The 13,038-nt window shown below is 69.8% G+C and carries 15 protein-coding genes; 9 read left to right on the plus strand and 6 right to left on the minus strand.

What is annotated here, in order from left to right; all coding sequences use genetic code 11:
- Window positions 1-3: 3 nt before the first annotated feature.
- The 3 genes from AB0B28_RS21135 (at window position 4) to AB0B28_RS21145 (ending at window position 2,078) form a co-directional block, all read left to right on the plus strand.
- A complete protein-coding gene (locus tag AB0B28_RS21135) occupies window positions 4-882 on the plus strand; it encodes a TIGR01777 family oxidoreductase (protein WP_360124143.1) in 879 nt (292 codons plus the stop codon).
- Between the two features lie 127 nt (window positions 883-1,009).
- Window positions 1,010-1,480 carry a hypothetical protein gene (locus AB0B28_RS21140; RefSeq protein WP_360124146.1) on the plus strand — a complete coding sequence of 157 codons (471 nt, stop codon included), beginning with the start codon at window positions 1,010-1,012 and terminating at the stop codon, window positions 1,478-1,480.
- A gap of 34 nt (window positions 1,481-1,514) precedes the next feature.
- Window positions 1,515-2,078 (plus strand): hypothetical protein, encoded by a 564-nt coding sequence (locus AB0B28_RS21145; protein ID WP_360124149.1) that lies wholly within the window; start codon window positions 1,515-1,517, stop codon window positions 2,076-2,078.
- Here AB0B28_RS21145 and AB0B28_RS21150 read toward each other — a convergent pair.
- Both AB0B28_RS21150 and AB0B28_RS21155 read right to left on the minus strand, forming a co-directional pair.
- Window positions 2,032-3,057: an LLM class flavin-dependent oxidoreductase gene (locus tag AB0B28_RS21150; protein WP_360124152.1), complete on the minus strand. Its 1,026-nt coding sequence runs from the start codon at window positions 3,055-3,057 to the stop codon at window positions 2,032-2,034. The two genes, AB0B28_RS21145 and AB0B28_RS21150, sit on opposite strands and share 47 nt — an antisense overlap.
- A 39-nt stretch (window positions 3,058-3,096) precedes the next feature.
- Window positions 3,097-4,458, minus strand: a complete 1,362-nt coding sequence (locus AB0B28_RS21155) for a class II 3-deoxy-7-phosphoheptulonate synthase (protein WP_360124203.1) — start codon at window positions 4,456-4,458, stop codon at window positions 3,097-3,099.
- A gap of 158 nt (window positions 4,459-4,616) precedes the next feature.
- On the opposite strand from AB0B28_RS21155, the gene AB0B28_RS21160 reads away from it, so the two are divergent.
- The 3 genes from AB0B28_RS21160 (at window position 4,617) to AB0B28_RS21170 (ending at window position 7,562) form a co-directional block, all read left to right on the plus strand.
- Window positions 4,617-5,240 carry a cyclodeaminase/cyclohydrolase family protein gene (locus AB0B28_RS21160; RefSeq protein ID WP_360124155.1) on the plus strand — a complete coding sequence of 208 codons (624 nt, stop codon included), beginning with the start codon at window positions 4,617-4,619 and terminating at the stop codon, window positions 5,238-5,240.
- Window positions 5,237-6,085 carry a bifunctional 5,10-methylenetetrahydrofolate dehydrogenase/5,10-methenyltetrahydrofolate cyclohydrolase gene (locus AB0B28_RS21165; RefSeq protein WP_360124158.1) on the plus strand — a complete coding sequence of 283 codons (849 nt, stop codon included), beginning with the start codon at window positions 5,237-5,239 and terminating at the stop codon, window positions 6,083-6,085. The genes AB0B28_RS21160 and AB0B28_RS21165 overlap by 4 nt, the downstream gene beginning before the upstream one ends.
- Window positions 6,086-7,169: 1,084 nt before the next feature.
- Complete coding sequence (locus AB0B28_RS21170; protein WP_360124161.1) at window positions 7,170-7,562, plus strand: hypothetical protein; 393 nt, start codon at window positions 7,170-7,172, stop codon at window positions 7,560-7,562.
- Here AB0B28_RS21170 and AB0B28_RS21175 read toward each other — a convergent pair.
- The 3 genes from AB0B28_RS21175 to AB0B28_RS21185 form a co-directional block, all read right to left on the minus strand.
- Complete coding sequence (locus tag AB0B28_RS21175) at window positions 7,527-7,880, minus strand: hypothetical protein (protein WP_360124164.1); 354 nt, start codon at window positions 7,878-7,880, stop codon at window positions 7,527-7,529. The genes AB0B28_RS21170 and AB0B28_RS21175 overlap by 36 nt on opposite strands.
- 67 nt (window positions 7,881-7,947) lie before the next feature.
- Window positions 7,948-8,973, minus strand: coding sequence for a 6-phosphofructokinase (locus AB0B28_RS21180; protein ID WP_360124167.1), 1,026 nt, complete (start codon window positions 8,971-8,973; stop codon window positions 7,948-7,950).
- Window positions 8,974-9,086: 113 nt separating this feature from the next.
- Window positions 9,087-9,641: a polyadenylate-specific 3'-exoribonuclease AS gene (locus AB0B28_RS21185; RefSeq protein ID WP_360124170.1), complete on the minus strand. Its 555-nt coding sequence runs from the start codon at window positions 9,639-9,641 to the stop codon at window positions 9,087-9,089.
- Window positions 9,642-9,969: 328 nt separating this feature from the next.
- Between AB0B28_RS21185 and AB0B28_RS21190 the strand changes: the two genes are divergently transcribed.
- A complete protein-coding gene (locus AB0B28_RS21190; protein WP_360124173.1) occupies window positions 9,970-10,659 on the plus strand; it encodes a Crp/Fnr family transcriptional regulator in 690 nt (229 codons plus the stop codon).
- A 74-nt stretch (window positions 10,660-10,733) separates the two neighbouring features.
- Here the strand turns inward: AB0B28_RS21190 and AB0B28_RS21195 are convergent, their stop codons facing one another.
- A complete protein-coding gene (locus AB0B28_RS21195; protein ID WP_360124176.1) occupies window positions 10,734-11,414 on the minus strand; it encodes a lysophospholipid acyltransferase family protein in 681 nt (226 codons plus the stop codon).
- 187 nt (window positions 11,415-11,601) lie between these two features.
- Between AB0B28_RS21195 and AB0B28_RS21200 the strand changes: the two genes are divergently transcribed.
- Both AB0B28_RS21200 and AB0B28_RS21205 read left to right on the plus strand, forming a co-directional pair.
- Window positions 11,602-12,372 carry an alpha/beta fold hydrolase gene (locus tag AB0B28_RS21200; protein WP_360124179.1) on the plus strand — a complete coding sequence of 257 codons (771 nt, stop codon included), beginning with the start codon at window positions 11,602-11,604 and terminating at the stop codon, window positions 12,370-12,372.
- A complete protein-coding gene (locus AB0B28_RS21205; RefSeq protein ID WP_360124182.1) occupies window positions 12,365-12,832 on the plus strand; it encodes a hypothetical protein in 468 nt (155 codons plus the stop codon). The genes AB0B28_RS21200 and AB0B28_RS21205 overlap by 8 nt, the downstream gene beginning before the upstream one ends.
- Window positions 12,833-13,038: the final 206 nt, after the last annotated feature.

Here is a 13,038-nt window from a genome sequence, read left to right on the forward strand (position 1 = left end):
GGAATGCGGATCGTCATCGCCGGGTCGAGCGGCTATCTCGGCAAACCCCTGATGCGGGCACTCGAAGGCCACGACCTCGTGCGGCTGGTGCGCCACCGGCCCGACGAGGAGAACGAGATCCGTTGGGACCCTTATAAAGAGGCGCTCGACCCGCAGATCCTCGACGGAGTGGACGTGGTCGTGAACCTCTGCGGCGCCTCGATCGCGGGGCGGAGGTGGAACGCGGCCTACAAGCGGCACATCGTCTCCAGCCGGGTGATCCCCACCAAGGTGCTCGCCACCGCCGTGGCGCAGGCGAAGGTTCCGGCGCTGGTCAACGGTTCGGCCGCGGGCTGGTACGGCGACCGCGCGGGCGTCGAGGTCGACGAGTCCACTCCGGCCGCGGCGGACTACCTCGGGAAGACCTGCCTCGCATGGGAGAACGCGACCAAGGCCGCCGAGGAGGGCGGGGCGCGGGTGGTGAAGCTGCGCACCGGGCACGTTCTCGGCGACGACAGCGTCCTGCTCGACAAGTTCATCCCGGCCTGGCGCTGGTTCCTCGGCGGGCGTTTCGGCAACGGCCGCCAGTACATGCCCTGGATCTCGCTGCGCGACTGGGTCGCCGCGGCCGTCGCCGCGATCGAGCACGACTGGCACGGCCCGATCAACATGGTCGGCCCCACCCCGGCCACCAACCGCGAATTCACTCGGGCCCTCGGAGCGGTCCTCCACCGCCCCACCCCGTGGATCATCCCCGGTTTCGCGGTCAAGCTCGTGGCGGGAGAAGCCGCGGTAGAACTCCTACGCGGCGCGAAGATCCGCCCGAAGGCCTTGCAGGACAACAACTTCGAGTTCAAAGACGAAACAGTCTTCGAAGCCCTGAGAACCGCCCTCGACGACTGAAACGGCAACAACGCCGCAGCACCCGAGACCGGACCCAACTGTGGGTCCGGTCTCGAGTCCTTTTGCAACGGGCCCGGGAGCGCTAAGTTGAACATGTTCAACTCCTCTTGACACTGGAGACGAGGCCATGACGGTCCCCTCGAACACCCCGACCAAGCCCGGAGCGATCACAGCGGCGGCGGTCTTGATCTGGCTGCAACTCGCGTTCGTTGTCTGCTGCGGTTTCATGCCGATCTTCTTGTGGGTTCCGGCCTTCATCGTGGAAGCCCTCGATACGCTCCCGATCCAGGCCCTCGGTGGCGCGGTGTGGCTGGTGCTGGCAGCGGTGTTCATCGGAAGCGTCCTCTACACGGCACTCACCACGATCCGCCTCGGCAAGGGCGACCGACGCGGCCGACCCGGAACGATAGTCGGCTTCATAGCGATCCTCGTTCTGACTTCGATCGCGCTGTTTCCCTCCTATACCTCGGCGGCGACCTTCGCCAGCGCGGCCCCATCCGTTATCTGCCAGCTGATCGCCTGCATGTGCGTCTACTCCCCCGCAGCCGAACGCTGGTTCCGCGAATGCGAGCAGTATTCGGTGGCTCCCGGGCCGTAGAATCGGTTACCGCCCGAGCTCGGAGGATTGCCTCTTGTACACGCCGCCTGCCACGCCGTTGCCGCCTGATCTGTTGTATCGCAAGCCCGGGACCGTCACTGCCGCGCAGGTGATGTTGTGGTTGCAGTTCTCGTTCTTGATCTGCTGTGGGACCGGGACTGGGTTGGCGGGGTTGTTCTGGTCGAGCCTCGTGGACTTCGAGGATTTCGGGTTCGCCGATGACTTCTCTGAGGGCGTCGAGGATCTGGCGTCGCTGGTCGTTGTCGTCATCGTCGTCGTGGTCGCGCTGGTGATCCTGCTCGGAATTCTGGCCGCGAAGATCGGGGCCGGGCGGCGGTGGGCTCAGGTGATGACGATTCTGGTCATGTTGGCCGCGTTCGTGATCGGGTTCCTCGGGCTCTACGCGGGCTTCGAGACCCAAGAGGGCGCGCCGGTCGACGGTTCGCGGCTGCTCGGGACGCTCGCTGGTCTGTCGATGCCGCTCGTGACGCTGATCTGCCTGTTCACCGGCTCAGCGAACCAATGGTTCCGCCAGAAGGGCCGCGAACCGCTCAAGGCGCTGCCGCCCCAGCTTCCTCCGTACGCGCCGTACCGGTGAGCGCCGCGCCGAGCGCGGCGATGTTGTCCCCCACCGCATCCGGCTCACCGAGGCCCTCGACCAGCAGCAGTTGACGCCGCACCCCAGTGACCTCAGCCGAGGCGGCCAGACGTTCGGCGGCCTCCGCAGCGGAGCCCACCGCGTGACGCTCGATCATCCAATCCACATAGGCCGCGTGGTCGCGGACGCCGCGGCCCGGTTTGAGGCTCACGTACTGGCCCACACCGCGAGTGAGCAGCTCGGTGAGCGAGGCACGCAGCCGCTCCACGGTCTCGGGACCGTCGGCGACCTGGGCCAGGTGAGTCGAGACGTGTTCTGCCCCTTCGGGATCGAAGCCAGCAGCAGCGGCCTCCTCGTTCCAGGCACGCAAGAGCGCCACGTGGTCTTCGTCAGAGGCGTGCATGCCCAGCAGCAGCGGCAACCCGAGCCGCCCGGCGAGGCGAGCAGTGCCTTCGCCGGTCGCGGCGACCCACACGGGCGCGCCGGTACCGGGCGGCATCACGCGCACGGGCAGGACGTCGAAGAACTCGCCGTTGTGGGCCACTTCGGCCTCCCCTGAGAGCCAGCGCTTCAGCAGTCGCAGGCCTTCCTCGAAGCCGCGTTCGTAGCGTTCGAGGCCGGTGCCGAAGACGTCGAGGTCGATCCAGGGCCCGCCGCGGCCGACGCCGAGGCTGAACCGGCCGGAGGCCAGAGCGTCCAATGTGGCGGCCTCCTCCCCCAGGGCCACGGGGTGGCGGTTGGAGAGGACCGCGACGGCCGTCCCGATGCGGATGCGTTCGGTGGCGGCGAGGAGGTGCGCGGCCATGAGCGTCGCCGAGGGGTTGGCGCCGTATTCGATGAAGTGGTGCTCGGCGACCCACGCGCCGTCGAGTCCCGACGCTTCGGCTTGGCGCGCATAGGAGACCAAACGGCGGAGTGTCGCCGCCGGCGAGGCGCCGGGGAACACTCCGCCGAGCAGGAACACGTCGTGTGTACTCATCGCACCACTCTATGGCGCGACGGTGCTCGAAGGACAGTCCTAGTGGCGCAGCATTTCGGCCACCAGGAACGCCAGTTCGAGCGACTGCTGCGTGTTCAGGCGCGGGTCGCAGGCGGTCTCGTAGCGGTCGGAGAGCTGGTCGTCGCGGATCTCCTGGGCGCCGCCGACGCATTCGGTGACGTCTTCACCGGTGAGTTCGATGTGGATGCCGCCGGGGTGCGTCCCGGTCTGGCGGTGCACCTCGAAGAAGCCGAGGACCTCGTCGACGACCTGGTCGAACGCGCGGGTCTTGTAGCCGGAGGCCGACTCGAAGGTGTTGCCGTGCATGGGGTCGCACTGCCAGACGACCTTGAGGCCGGCGGCCTGGACCTTCTCGATGATCGGCGGGAGCAGGGTGCGCACGTTCTGGTGGCCCATGCGGGTGATGACCACGAGCTTCCCGGGCAGGTTCTCCGGGTTGAGCTTCTGGCACATCTCGACCACGAGTTCGGGCGTGGCGGTGGGGCCGATCTTGCAGCCGACCGGGTTGGCCACGCGCGAGAGGAAGTCGATGTGCGCGCCGTCGAGCTGGCGGGTGCGCTCGCCGTTCCAGACCATGTGGCCCGACAGGGCGTAGGCCTTACCGTCGTAGATGCGGGTGAGCGCCCGGTCGTACTCGATGGCGAGCATCTCGTGCGAGGAGAAGACCTCGGCGGTGTGGAGGTTGTCGTCCTCGACCCCGCACGCGGCCATGAAGCGCACGGCGCGGTCGATCTCGCGGCCGATGGCCTCGTAGCGCTCCCCGGCCGGGGAGGTGCGCACGAAGTCCTTGTTCCAGTCGTGGACGGCCATGAGGTCGGCGAGGCCGCCGCGCAGGTAGGCGCGGAGCATGTTCATCGTGGCCGCGGAGTTCGCGTAGGCGCGGATCATGCGCTGCGGGTCGCAGACGCGGGCCTCTTCGGTGGCTTCGAGCGAGTTGAACATGTCGCCGCGGTAGACCGGCAGGCCGAGCGAGTCGGTGGCCGCCGAGCGGGGCTTGGAGTACTGGCCGGCGACGCGGCCGACCTTGATGACCGGCAGCGACGCGCCGTAGGTGAGCACCACGGCCATCTGGAGCAGCGTGCGCATGTTCGCGAGCACGTGGTGCTCGGTGTTGTCGATGAACGTCTCCGCGCAGTCACCGCCCTGCATGAGGAACGCGCGGCCCTCGCAGACCTCGGCGAGCAGGTCGCGCAGGTGGTCGACCTCGTAGGGGGCCACGATCGGGGGCACGCCGGCGAGCACGCCGGTGACCTCCTCGACCTCCGCGTAGTCGGGCCACGGGGGAACCTGCTCGCGGGGCAGGTCCCGCCAGGCGTCGAGCTGATAGCGCTCGGCTTCTTCCTCGTCGGCGACGACGGGGACGAGACCTGGATTTCGCAGATCATGCCATTGGCGGTTCACGCGGATATCGTACGCGGGGGCCACTGGGGGGCACCAAGGCGATTTGCCGTTCCCATTGGGTGAACCCGAGCACTCGTCCGCGACACATCGGGACGATCGCAGACATCCCACCTTTCGGCACCGCTTAGGCTGGTCGGGTGCGCAAGACGAGTATTGAAGACTGGCTGACCGACCTCGCCTCCGAACTACCGGCGCCCGGCGGCGGCGCGGCGGCTGGGATCAACGCCGCCATGGGCGCGGCCCTGGTGTCGATGGTGTGCAATCTGACCATCGGAAAACCCAAGTACGCCGAACACGAGACCGTGATGCGGGAGGTCCTGGCCGAGGCCGAGCGGCTCCGCTTGGAGGCACTCCAGCTCGCCGAGGACGACGCCGAGGCGTTCTCGGGGGTCGTGGCCGCCTACAAGCTGCCGAAGTCATCCGACGAGGAGAAGGCCGCGCGGACCGCGGCGATCCAGTCGGGCCTGGTCGAGGCCGCGGCGGTCCCGCTCGCGGTCGCGAAGGTCGCGGCCGCGGTGATCCGCCTGTCGGGCCGGATCCTGGAGGGCTCGAACCCGAACGTGGTCTCCGACGTCGCGGTGGCGGCGTCGGCGGCGAAGTCGGCCCTGGAGTCGGCGGCGCTGAACGTGGACATCAACGTGGTCTCGATCAAGGACCCCGCCGAGCGCGAGCGCCTCGCGAGCGAGCTCAACGAGGCGTTGCAGTCGAAGGTGCAGGCCGAGGCCATCATGCACGCGGTGGCGAAGAGGATCCGGGCATGAGCGACATCGACGGGCGCGCCCTCGCGAAGGCGATCCGCGCGGAAGTGAGCGAGGCGGCCGCGAAGCTGCGCGGCGAGGGCCTGGCGCCCACGCTGGCGGTGCTGGTCCCGACCGACGACGAGGGCACCGCCTGGTACGTCCGGTCGATCAAGAAGGCCGCCGAGAAGGAGGGCGTCGACTGCCGGATCGTGCAGCTCGAAGCCCCCGGCCGGGACGAGATCGTTGCGGCACTCCAGGAGCTCTCGGCCGATCCGGCCGTGCACGGGATCATCTGCCAGACCCCACTGCCCGAGGGCGTGACCCTCGGCGAGGTCGGCTGGTACATCAGCCCTTACAAGGACATCGACGGCGCGAACCCCGAGAGCCTCGGACGGCTCGCGCAGGGCCGCCGCACGTTCGCTCCGGCCACGAGCGCGGCGGTGCTGGAGCTGCTCAAGCACGAGGACCTGGTGCTCGAAGGCGCCCGCGCGGTCGTGGTGGGCCGGTCGACGGTGGTCGGCAAGCCCGCGGCGCTGCTGCTGCTCAACGAGTCGGCGACCGTGACGGTGTGCCACTCGCGCACCAAGGACCTCGCCGCGGTGTGCCGCGAAGCGGACGTCCTGGTCGCGGCGGTGGGCCGCGCGGGCATGATCGGCGCGGATTTCGTGAGGCCCGGCGCGACCGTGATCGACGTGGGCACCAACCCCACCGCCGACGGCGGCCTGGTCGGCGACGTCGACTACGCGGCAGTCGCCCCGGTCGCGGGCCGAATCACCCCGGTCCCCGGCGGCGTCGGCCCGGTGACGACAGCACTCCTGCTGCGCCACACGGTCCAGGCGGCGGAACTGTCGCGCAGCCACGGCTGAGCGGCGACTGAGACGAGCGAATGAGCCGACCGCCCCCGAAGGGGCGGTCGGCTCTTTCGTCGCATGGAGACCGCACGTGGGCGGGAGCGCCGGGATGGTGGTGGGTGAGGGCGTCAAACACCCATGGAAGACCACGCGCGGGCGGGAGCGCCGGTGTTCGAGTACTCCGGCCCCATGTAGGCGGCGTGTGGCGACCGCGCCCGGGCGAGCACGGGTGGGCGCGCGGACGTGCCGGAGCGCGGAAGGTGGTCCTCCCGGCCCGTTGGGGCCGATGGCGGGCACGCAGGCGCGCTGGAGCGCTGGAGCGCGACGTGGCGTCGCGCCGGTCAAAGCGGTAGAGACCGCGCGCGGGCAGGCTCCAGATCCGCGCCGACCTCGACCGCGCCCAGGAGGACGGAGAGCGCGGGCGGGCCTGGGTTACGCGGGGTCACTAGGGCGCAAGGGGAAACCACGCGCGGGCGGGCGCGCCGCGGCTCACCCCCGAGGCGGTGGCCGAGGCGCTGGGAACACCGCACGCGGACGGGTGTGCCGGTGTTCGAGGCCTCCGGCCCATGCGGGCGCGTGTGGCGACCGCGCCCGGGTGGGCGCGCAAGCGCGCCGGAGCGCGACGTCGCGCCGGTCGAAGCGGTAGCGACCGCGCGCGGGCGGGCCGCGAGGGCGATCGGCCGCCGCCGTACCGACTGTGGTCGTTGCCGCGCACCATCCCCTCCTCGGCGTTCGCCGCTGCGAGCACCGTCCGCGCTCGCGGCGCGCCCGCCCGCGAAGGCGACCGCGTCCGCGCCGTGTTTCGTCGTGCGTGCCGGTCACGGGCCATCTGCGCCCGTGATGGCGATCGGGCGCGGCTCGCGCTGCGACCGCGTCCGCGCCGCGTTTCGTCGTGCGTGCCGGTCACGGACCGTCGGTGCTCATGATGGCGATCGGGCGCAGCTCGCGCCGCGACCGCCTCGCTCGGCCGTCACCGGCCGCTCCCTCGGCTCGCGCACCGGCTCCGAGCTCGGGAAAGGTTCGCCAAGTGGCGGATACCCGACAGACACGGTTGCTCACCGCCCGTAGCGTTGGGGTTCCGCTGCAAAGGAGGTCACGCATGACACGTCGTATCGCCTTCGTCGCGACCGTCGCGGCCATGATCGTGTCGGTCGCAAGTCCGGCGATGGCGTTCCAGCACGACCGGGTCGACAACCCCGTGGTGCACTGGGCCCTCGACATCGGCATTCTCGCCATCGTGGTCGCGCCGATCTGGACGGCGCTGCTGTGGGGCAAGGGCCGCAGCAAGTGGGCGCTGGTCGGGTTGATCGCGTTCGTGCAGTTGCCGGTAGCGATCCTCGGGTTCTCGCCGAGCGCGTCCGCGACTTTCGCGGGCAGCGGGCTGTTCCTCGGGCTCGCGATCTCGGTCGCCGCGATCGTCTACACGCGCCGCGTCACCCGCCTGGAGCGGGCCCGTTCAGTCGATGAGGAACTGCCGGACGCCTTGACCTGAGCCGAGTTCGAACCCGTAGGCCCGGTCGCCCTCGCGCAGGACCCGCAGCAGCGGGCAGCCTTCGTGCGGGCCGTCGAAACCGGACTCGGGGTCGCGGTAGGCGTGCCACGCGCAGTGCTCCTCCCCGACCCACCCCCAGGCCCGGTGTGTCTCGGACCCGCCGAAGCGGTACACGCCGACGCTGAGCAGCCGGTCCCCGACCGGCCGCCGGTAGAAGTCGGCGTCGAGGCCGACGAGGGGGACCCCGTCGAAGTCGATGTCCGGCAGGGTCTTGTGGAACGTGAAATCGGCGAGATGCGGGATCTCGCCGATTTCCATTGCTGCGAAAGCGACGGGCACGCCCGGTCTAACGACCGGACGCGCCCGTGGTTGCGCTGATCGAGTACTAGACCCCGAAGAAGACCTCGGCGTCGGCGTAGCGCTCGACCGGCACGGTCTTGAGCACGTCGGTGCCCTCGTGGATCGGGATGCGCAGCACGTCGGTGCCGCGCAGCGCCATCATCTTGCCGAAGTCGCCCTCGTTGACCGCGTCGGCGGCCTCCAGGCCGAGGCGGGTCGCCAGGACCCGGTCGAACGCGGTCGGGGTGCCGCCGCGCTGGAGGTGGCCGAGGATGATCGCGCGGGTCTCGATGCCGGCGCGCTCCTTGATCTCCGCCGCGACCCAGTCGCCCACGCCGCCGAGCTTGACGTGGCCGAACGCGTCGACCTCGCCGTCCTTGAGGACCATGCCCTCCTTGGCGTGCGCGCCCTCGGACACGGCCACGATGGTGGCCTTGCCGGCGTCCTTGCGGTCCTTGACGAAGGCCGCGACCTTCTCGATGTCGAACTCGACCTCGGGGATGAGGGTCACGTTCGCGCCGCCCGCGATGCCCGCGTGCAGGGTCATCCAGCCGGCGTGGCGGCCCATGACCTCGACCACGATGCAGCGGTCGTGCGAGTCGGCGGTCGTCCACAGGCGGTCGATCGCCTCGGTGGCGATGTTCACGGCCGTGTCGAAACCGAACGTGTAGTCGGTGCCCGAGAGGTCGTTGTCGATCGTCTTCGGCACGCCCACGCAGTTGACGCCGTCGGCGGTCAGCTTGGTGGCCACGCCGAGGGTGTCCTCGCCGCCGATCGCGATGAGCGCGTCGACGCCCAGGTCGGCCATGTTCTTCTTGATGGCCTCGACGCCGCCCTCGATCTTGTAGGGGTTGGTGCGCGAGGAGTGGAGGATGGTGCCGCCCTGATCGAGGATGCCCTCGACGGAGTCCCAGTCCAGGGGCTGGGTGATGCCCTCGATCGGGCCCCTCCAGCCGTAGCGGAAGCCCACGAACTCGTGGCCGTATTCCTTGGTGCCCTTACGGACTGCGGCGCGGATGACCGCGTTGAGACCGGGGCAGTCACCGCCGCCGGTGAGCACGCCAATGCGCATGTGTAGAACTCCCTGGAGTGAGGACTCTGTTAACTGGGCGGCCTCATTGCCGAAACACCGCCCACCTTATACGGGAGCCCGGTGGCGGCCACCTGGGGTTCGTCCGGGGCCGGTCAGCGGCGCGAATCGACCGGGCCGTACGCGGCCCGCTCGCCGCGCACCGATTCGAGGACCTTCCAGCGGTCCAGGTTCAGCTTCGCGTCGGTCAGCGCGTCGTGCAGGTCGGCCTCGTCGGCCGCGGGCAGCTCGGGGCGGCCCAGGTCCTCCCAGCGCTGGCGCAGGTCCTTGGTCATGCGCGGCAGCGCCCGCGGCAGGTCGGGCATCGTGCCCCACAACTGCGCGAGGACCACGTGGTCGTACGCGCCGATCCAGGCCCACAGCTCGATCCGCTCGCCCGGGTGCGTCCCGGTCTTGCGCCGCACCGGCGAGACCAGGAACTCGTAGAGCTCGTCTCGAATGGTGGACCGGTTCTTCCACAGCGGACTCGCCGGGGCCGGGAGCTTGTCGAGGACGTTGCGCCGCACCCAGTCGATCGCGCGCGAGGGGTCGAACTCGGTGGAGACGGCGTAGAACTCGCGGCCGTGCTCGTCGACGACCGCGATCGAGACCAGGTCGATCGTGCGACCGTCCTCGATGAACTCGCAGTCGTAGAAGTATCGATACGCCACGCATCGGCCTTTCGTATGAGCACAGGCGGTATTTTCGGGCCTTCTCGTCCCGCGCCCGTATGTCGCCGGACTGGAGTCGACGCTACGCCATACGATCAGTCGGCCGGAATCTGACCTCGCAATCCACACACGACGACCGCGATACCGGACAATAGACGCGAAAGCACGTAGACTCGCTCGTACGCTCGGCCGAGCGACAAGTGCACCGTCTGGACACACGGGCCAACGGAGCGTGAAGTTTCCGACACCCGGCTCTGTACAACGACGGAAAAGACAGCGATCATCGGAGGGAACCCGCGGACCCGGGACCCACCGAAGGGGGAGAACTATGGGTGTCAACCCATCTGAAGACCCGCTTGCAGGCGTCGCCATGTTCGCCGGCCTCGACCCGCAGGCACGGCGGCAGATCGCGGGAGTGGCGGTACAGCGCCACTACCGGCGCGGACACCTGCTCTTCTTCGAAGGCGAGCCCGGCGAGTCGCTCATCATGATCCGCTCCGGGGCGGTGAGCGTCTTCCGCACCGCCGCCACCGGCGAGCGGGCCATGCTCCACGTCGCCCGCGCCCCCGAAGTCCTCGGCGAGGTCTCCCTCCTGGACGGCTCCCCCCGCTCGGCCAGCGCCGAGGCGCTGGAGGACACGTCGGCGCTGGCGCTGGCGCGGTCCTCGTTCCTCGAACTGGTGCATGGGAATCCGAAGATGCTCGACGCGGTGCTGCGCTCGATGGGCATGATCGTGCGGCGATTGACCGAGCAGTCCTCCGACCACGTGTTCCTGGACCTGCCGGGCCGGGTGGCGAAGACGCTGGTGCGCCTTGCCGAGCAGCACTCGTCCCCGATGACCACGATCGAGTTGAACCAGACGCAGCTGGCGGAGATGGCCGGCGGTTCGCGTCAGAGCGTGAATCAGGCGATCGGCATCTTCGCCACGCGCGGCTGGCTGCGCACGGAGGGCCGCAAGATCGTGGTGGTGGACCTGCCCGCGTTGCGCAGACGCGCTGGCTTCGGGGGACCCGAATAGACGGCACAGTGGGGGACCCGAATAGAGGGCGCAGCGGCGGACCCGAATGAGGGATGCGTATATAAGGTGCGGGACTACTCCCCCGTCTCGCGTTCCTTGACCTTCGCGGCGTACTCGTCCACGTAGTCCTGCCCGGAGAGCTCCCGCAGCGCGTCCATGACCTCGTCGGTGACGGCGCGCTCGATGAACCGGTCGCCCACGAGCTCGCGGTAGCGGTTGAAGTCGAGCGCGATGCCGAACCGGATCTTGACGCGGCCGATTCGGGGGATGCGGCGGCCGATGGGCTGGAGTTCGCCGGTGTTGAGCATGGCGACCGGGACGACCGGGGAGCCGGTCTGGAGGGCGAGGCGGGCCACGCCGGTCTTGCCGCGGTAGAGGCGCCCGTCGGGCGAGCGGGTGCCTTCGGGGTAGATCCCGAACAGGCGCCCTTCGGAGAGGACGCGCTTGCCGGTGTCGAGGGAGGCGGTGGCCGCGTCGCCGCCCGCGCGGTCGACGGGGATGGCGCCCACCGCGTTCATGAAGGTCCGCACGAACCAGCCTTTGAAGCCGGTGCCGGTGAAGTACTCCTCCTTGGCGATGAAGGTGACGCGGCGTTTGACGACGAGGGGCATGAAGAAGGAGTCGGTGACGGCGAGGTGGTTGGAGGCCAGGATCGCCGGGCCGCCCTCGGGCACGTGTTCGAGCCCTTCGACCTGCGGGCGGTAGACCACCCACAGCAGCGACCCCAGTGTCGCCTTCAGAATCCAGTAGAGCACGCGCTCAAGCGTATCGGCACTAGTCAATCCCCCGCGCCGTGTGCGGGCCGGGGCCCCGGCGCGGCCTCGCGGGAGGGGTTTCGGGGGCGGATCCTGCGGTGGCGGCGGGCGGCGGGCGCGTGCGAGAATGGGCACGCAGCGCGATAGGGGATGCCAGGGTCCCCTGCCCAGCGACCCGGGAGGCGACGTGCCGATCGAATCCGAGGAGTTCACGTTCGACCTCGGCCCTGACGCGAAGGCCACGATGCTGCTGTGTCACGGGTTCACGTCCGACCCGGCGAGCATGCGGCCTTGGGGCGAGTACCTGCGCGACGCGGGCTTCAACGTGGTCGCGCCGCTCCTTCCCGGGCACGGGCAGACGTGGCAGGTGCTGGCGAAGTCGACGTGGCAGGAGTGGTACGCGCGGCTTGAGCAGGCGCTCGACGAGGCGCTCGCGCTCGGCAGACCGGTGTTCGCCGGGGGCCTGTCGATGGGCGGGTCGCTCACGCTGCGGCTCGCGGAGCAGCGCGGCGGCGACCTGTCGGGGCTGGTGCTGGTCAATCCGGCGATCTTCGACTCCAAGCCCGAGGGCTTCCTCGCTCCGGTGCTGAAGTACGTGATGCCGAGCGTGGCCTCGATCGGCTCGGACGTGAACAAGCCTGACGTGCGGGAGAAGACCACCTCGCGCACTCCGGTGGCGGCGTACGCGTCGCTGCGGCGGCTGTGGAAGGTCACGCGTCCGGAGCTGTCGCGGATCACGGTGCCGCTGCGGATCTACACCAGCGCCGAGGACCATGTGGTGAACCCGCGCAACAGCGCGGTGGTGCGCGCGGGGGTGCGGTCGAAGGACGTGGAGTCGACGGTGCTGCCGCGCAGTTTCCATGTGGCGACGCTGGACTACGACGCGGAGACGATCTTCTCGGGGAGCGCCGAGTTCATGGAGCGGCTGCTGACCAAGACGCGGGGCGTCCATGACTGAGCGCGGCGAGGAGTCGGAGAGCAGCGGGCAGGGCAACGGTCGCGGAGACGACGAGCTGCTGCCCGAGGACGTCGACCGGCGCTTCAACGAGCTGATCCGGGGCCTGGCCGCCGAGCGCGTCGAGGAGGAGCCCGAACCGGCGGCCCCGCCGCCCGAGCCCGCACCGGAGGAGCCCACGCTTCTGGAGCTGTGGGACGCCGAGCTGCCCGAGGACGACGAGGACGAGTACGTGCCGCCGGAGCCGCCGCCGCTGCTGTGGCCGAGCCTTCAGGCGGTGGGCGGGATCCTGCTCATCATCGGCGGGGTCGCTCTGGTGGTGAACCCGGGCCTGGCGCCGCTGGGCGCCAATCCGGGCCGCCTGGTCGGCTTCGTGGCGTTCCTGGGCGGGGTGTGGCTGCTCATCAGCCGGTTGCGGCCCGACCGCGACGCCGACGACACCGACGACGGCGCGGTCGTGTGACCGCTAGGGCGTGTCTCTCGGACACGCCCTAGGGCGTGTCTGGGAATTCGCGGCGAGTCGGTATCCGAGTCCATTCGTTCGCTCGGGAGGCGGAAGGCCGCCCGAATACCGGTGTTGTATTCGGGCGGCCGACAACGAAGCGAGCGGGCGAATGGGCCGGATAACGGCCGGCGGGGACACCCACCAACCCCCCCGGGCTTGCGGGC

The organism is Glycomyces sp. NPDC046736 (assembly GCF_040645615.1).
In the GTDB taxonomy this organism is placed as follows: Bacteria; Actinomycetota; Actinomycetes; order Mycobacteriales; family Micromonosporaceae; genus Glycomyces.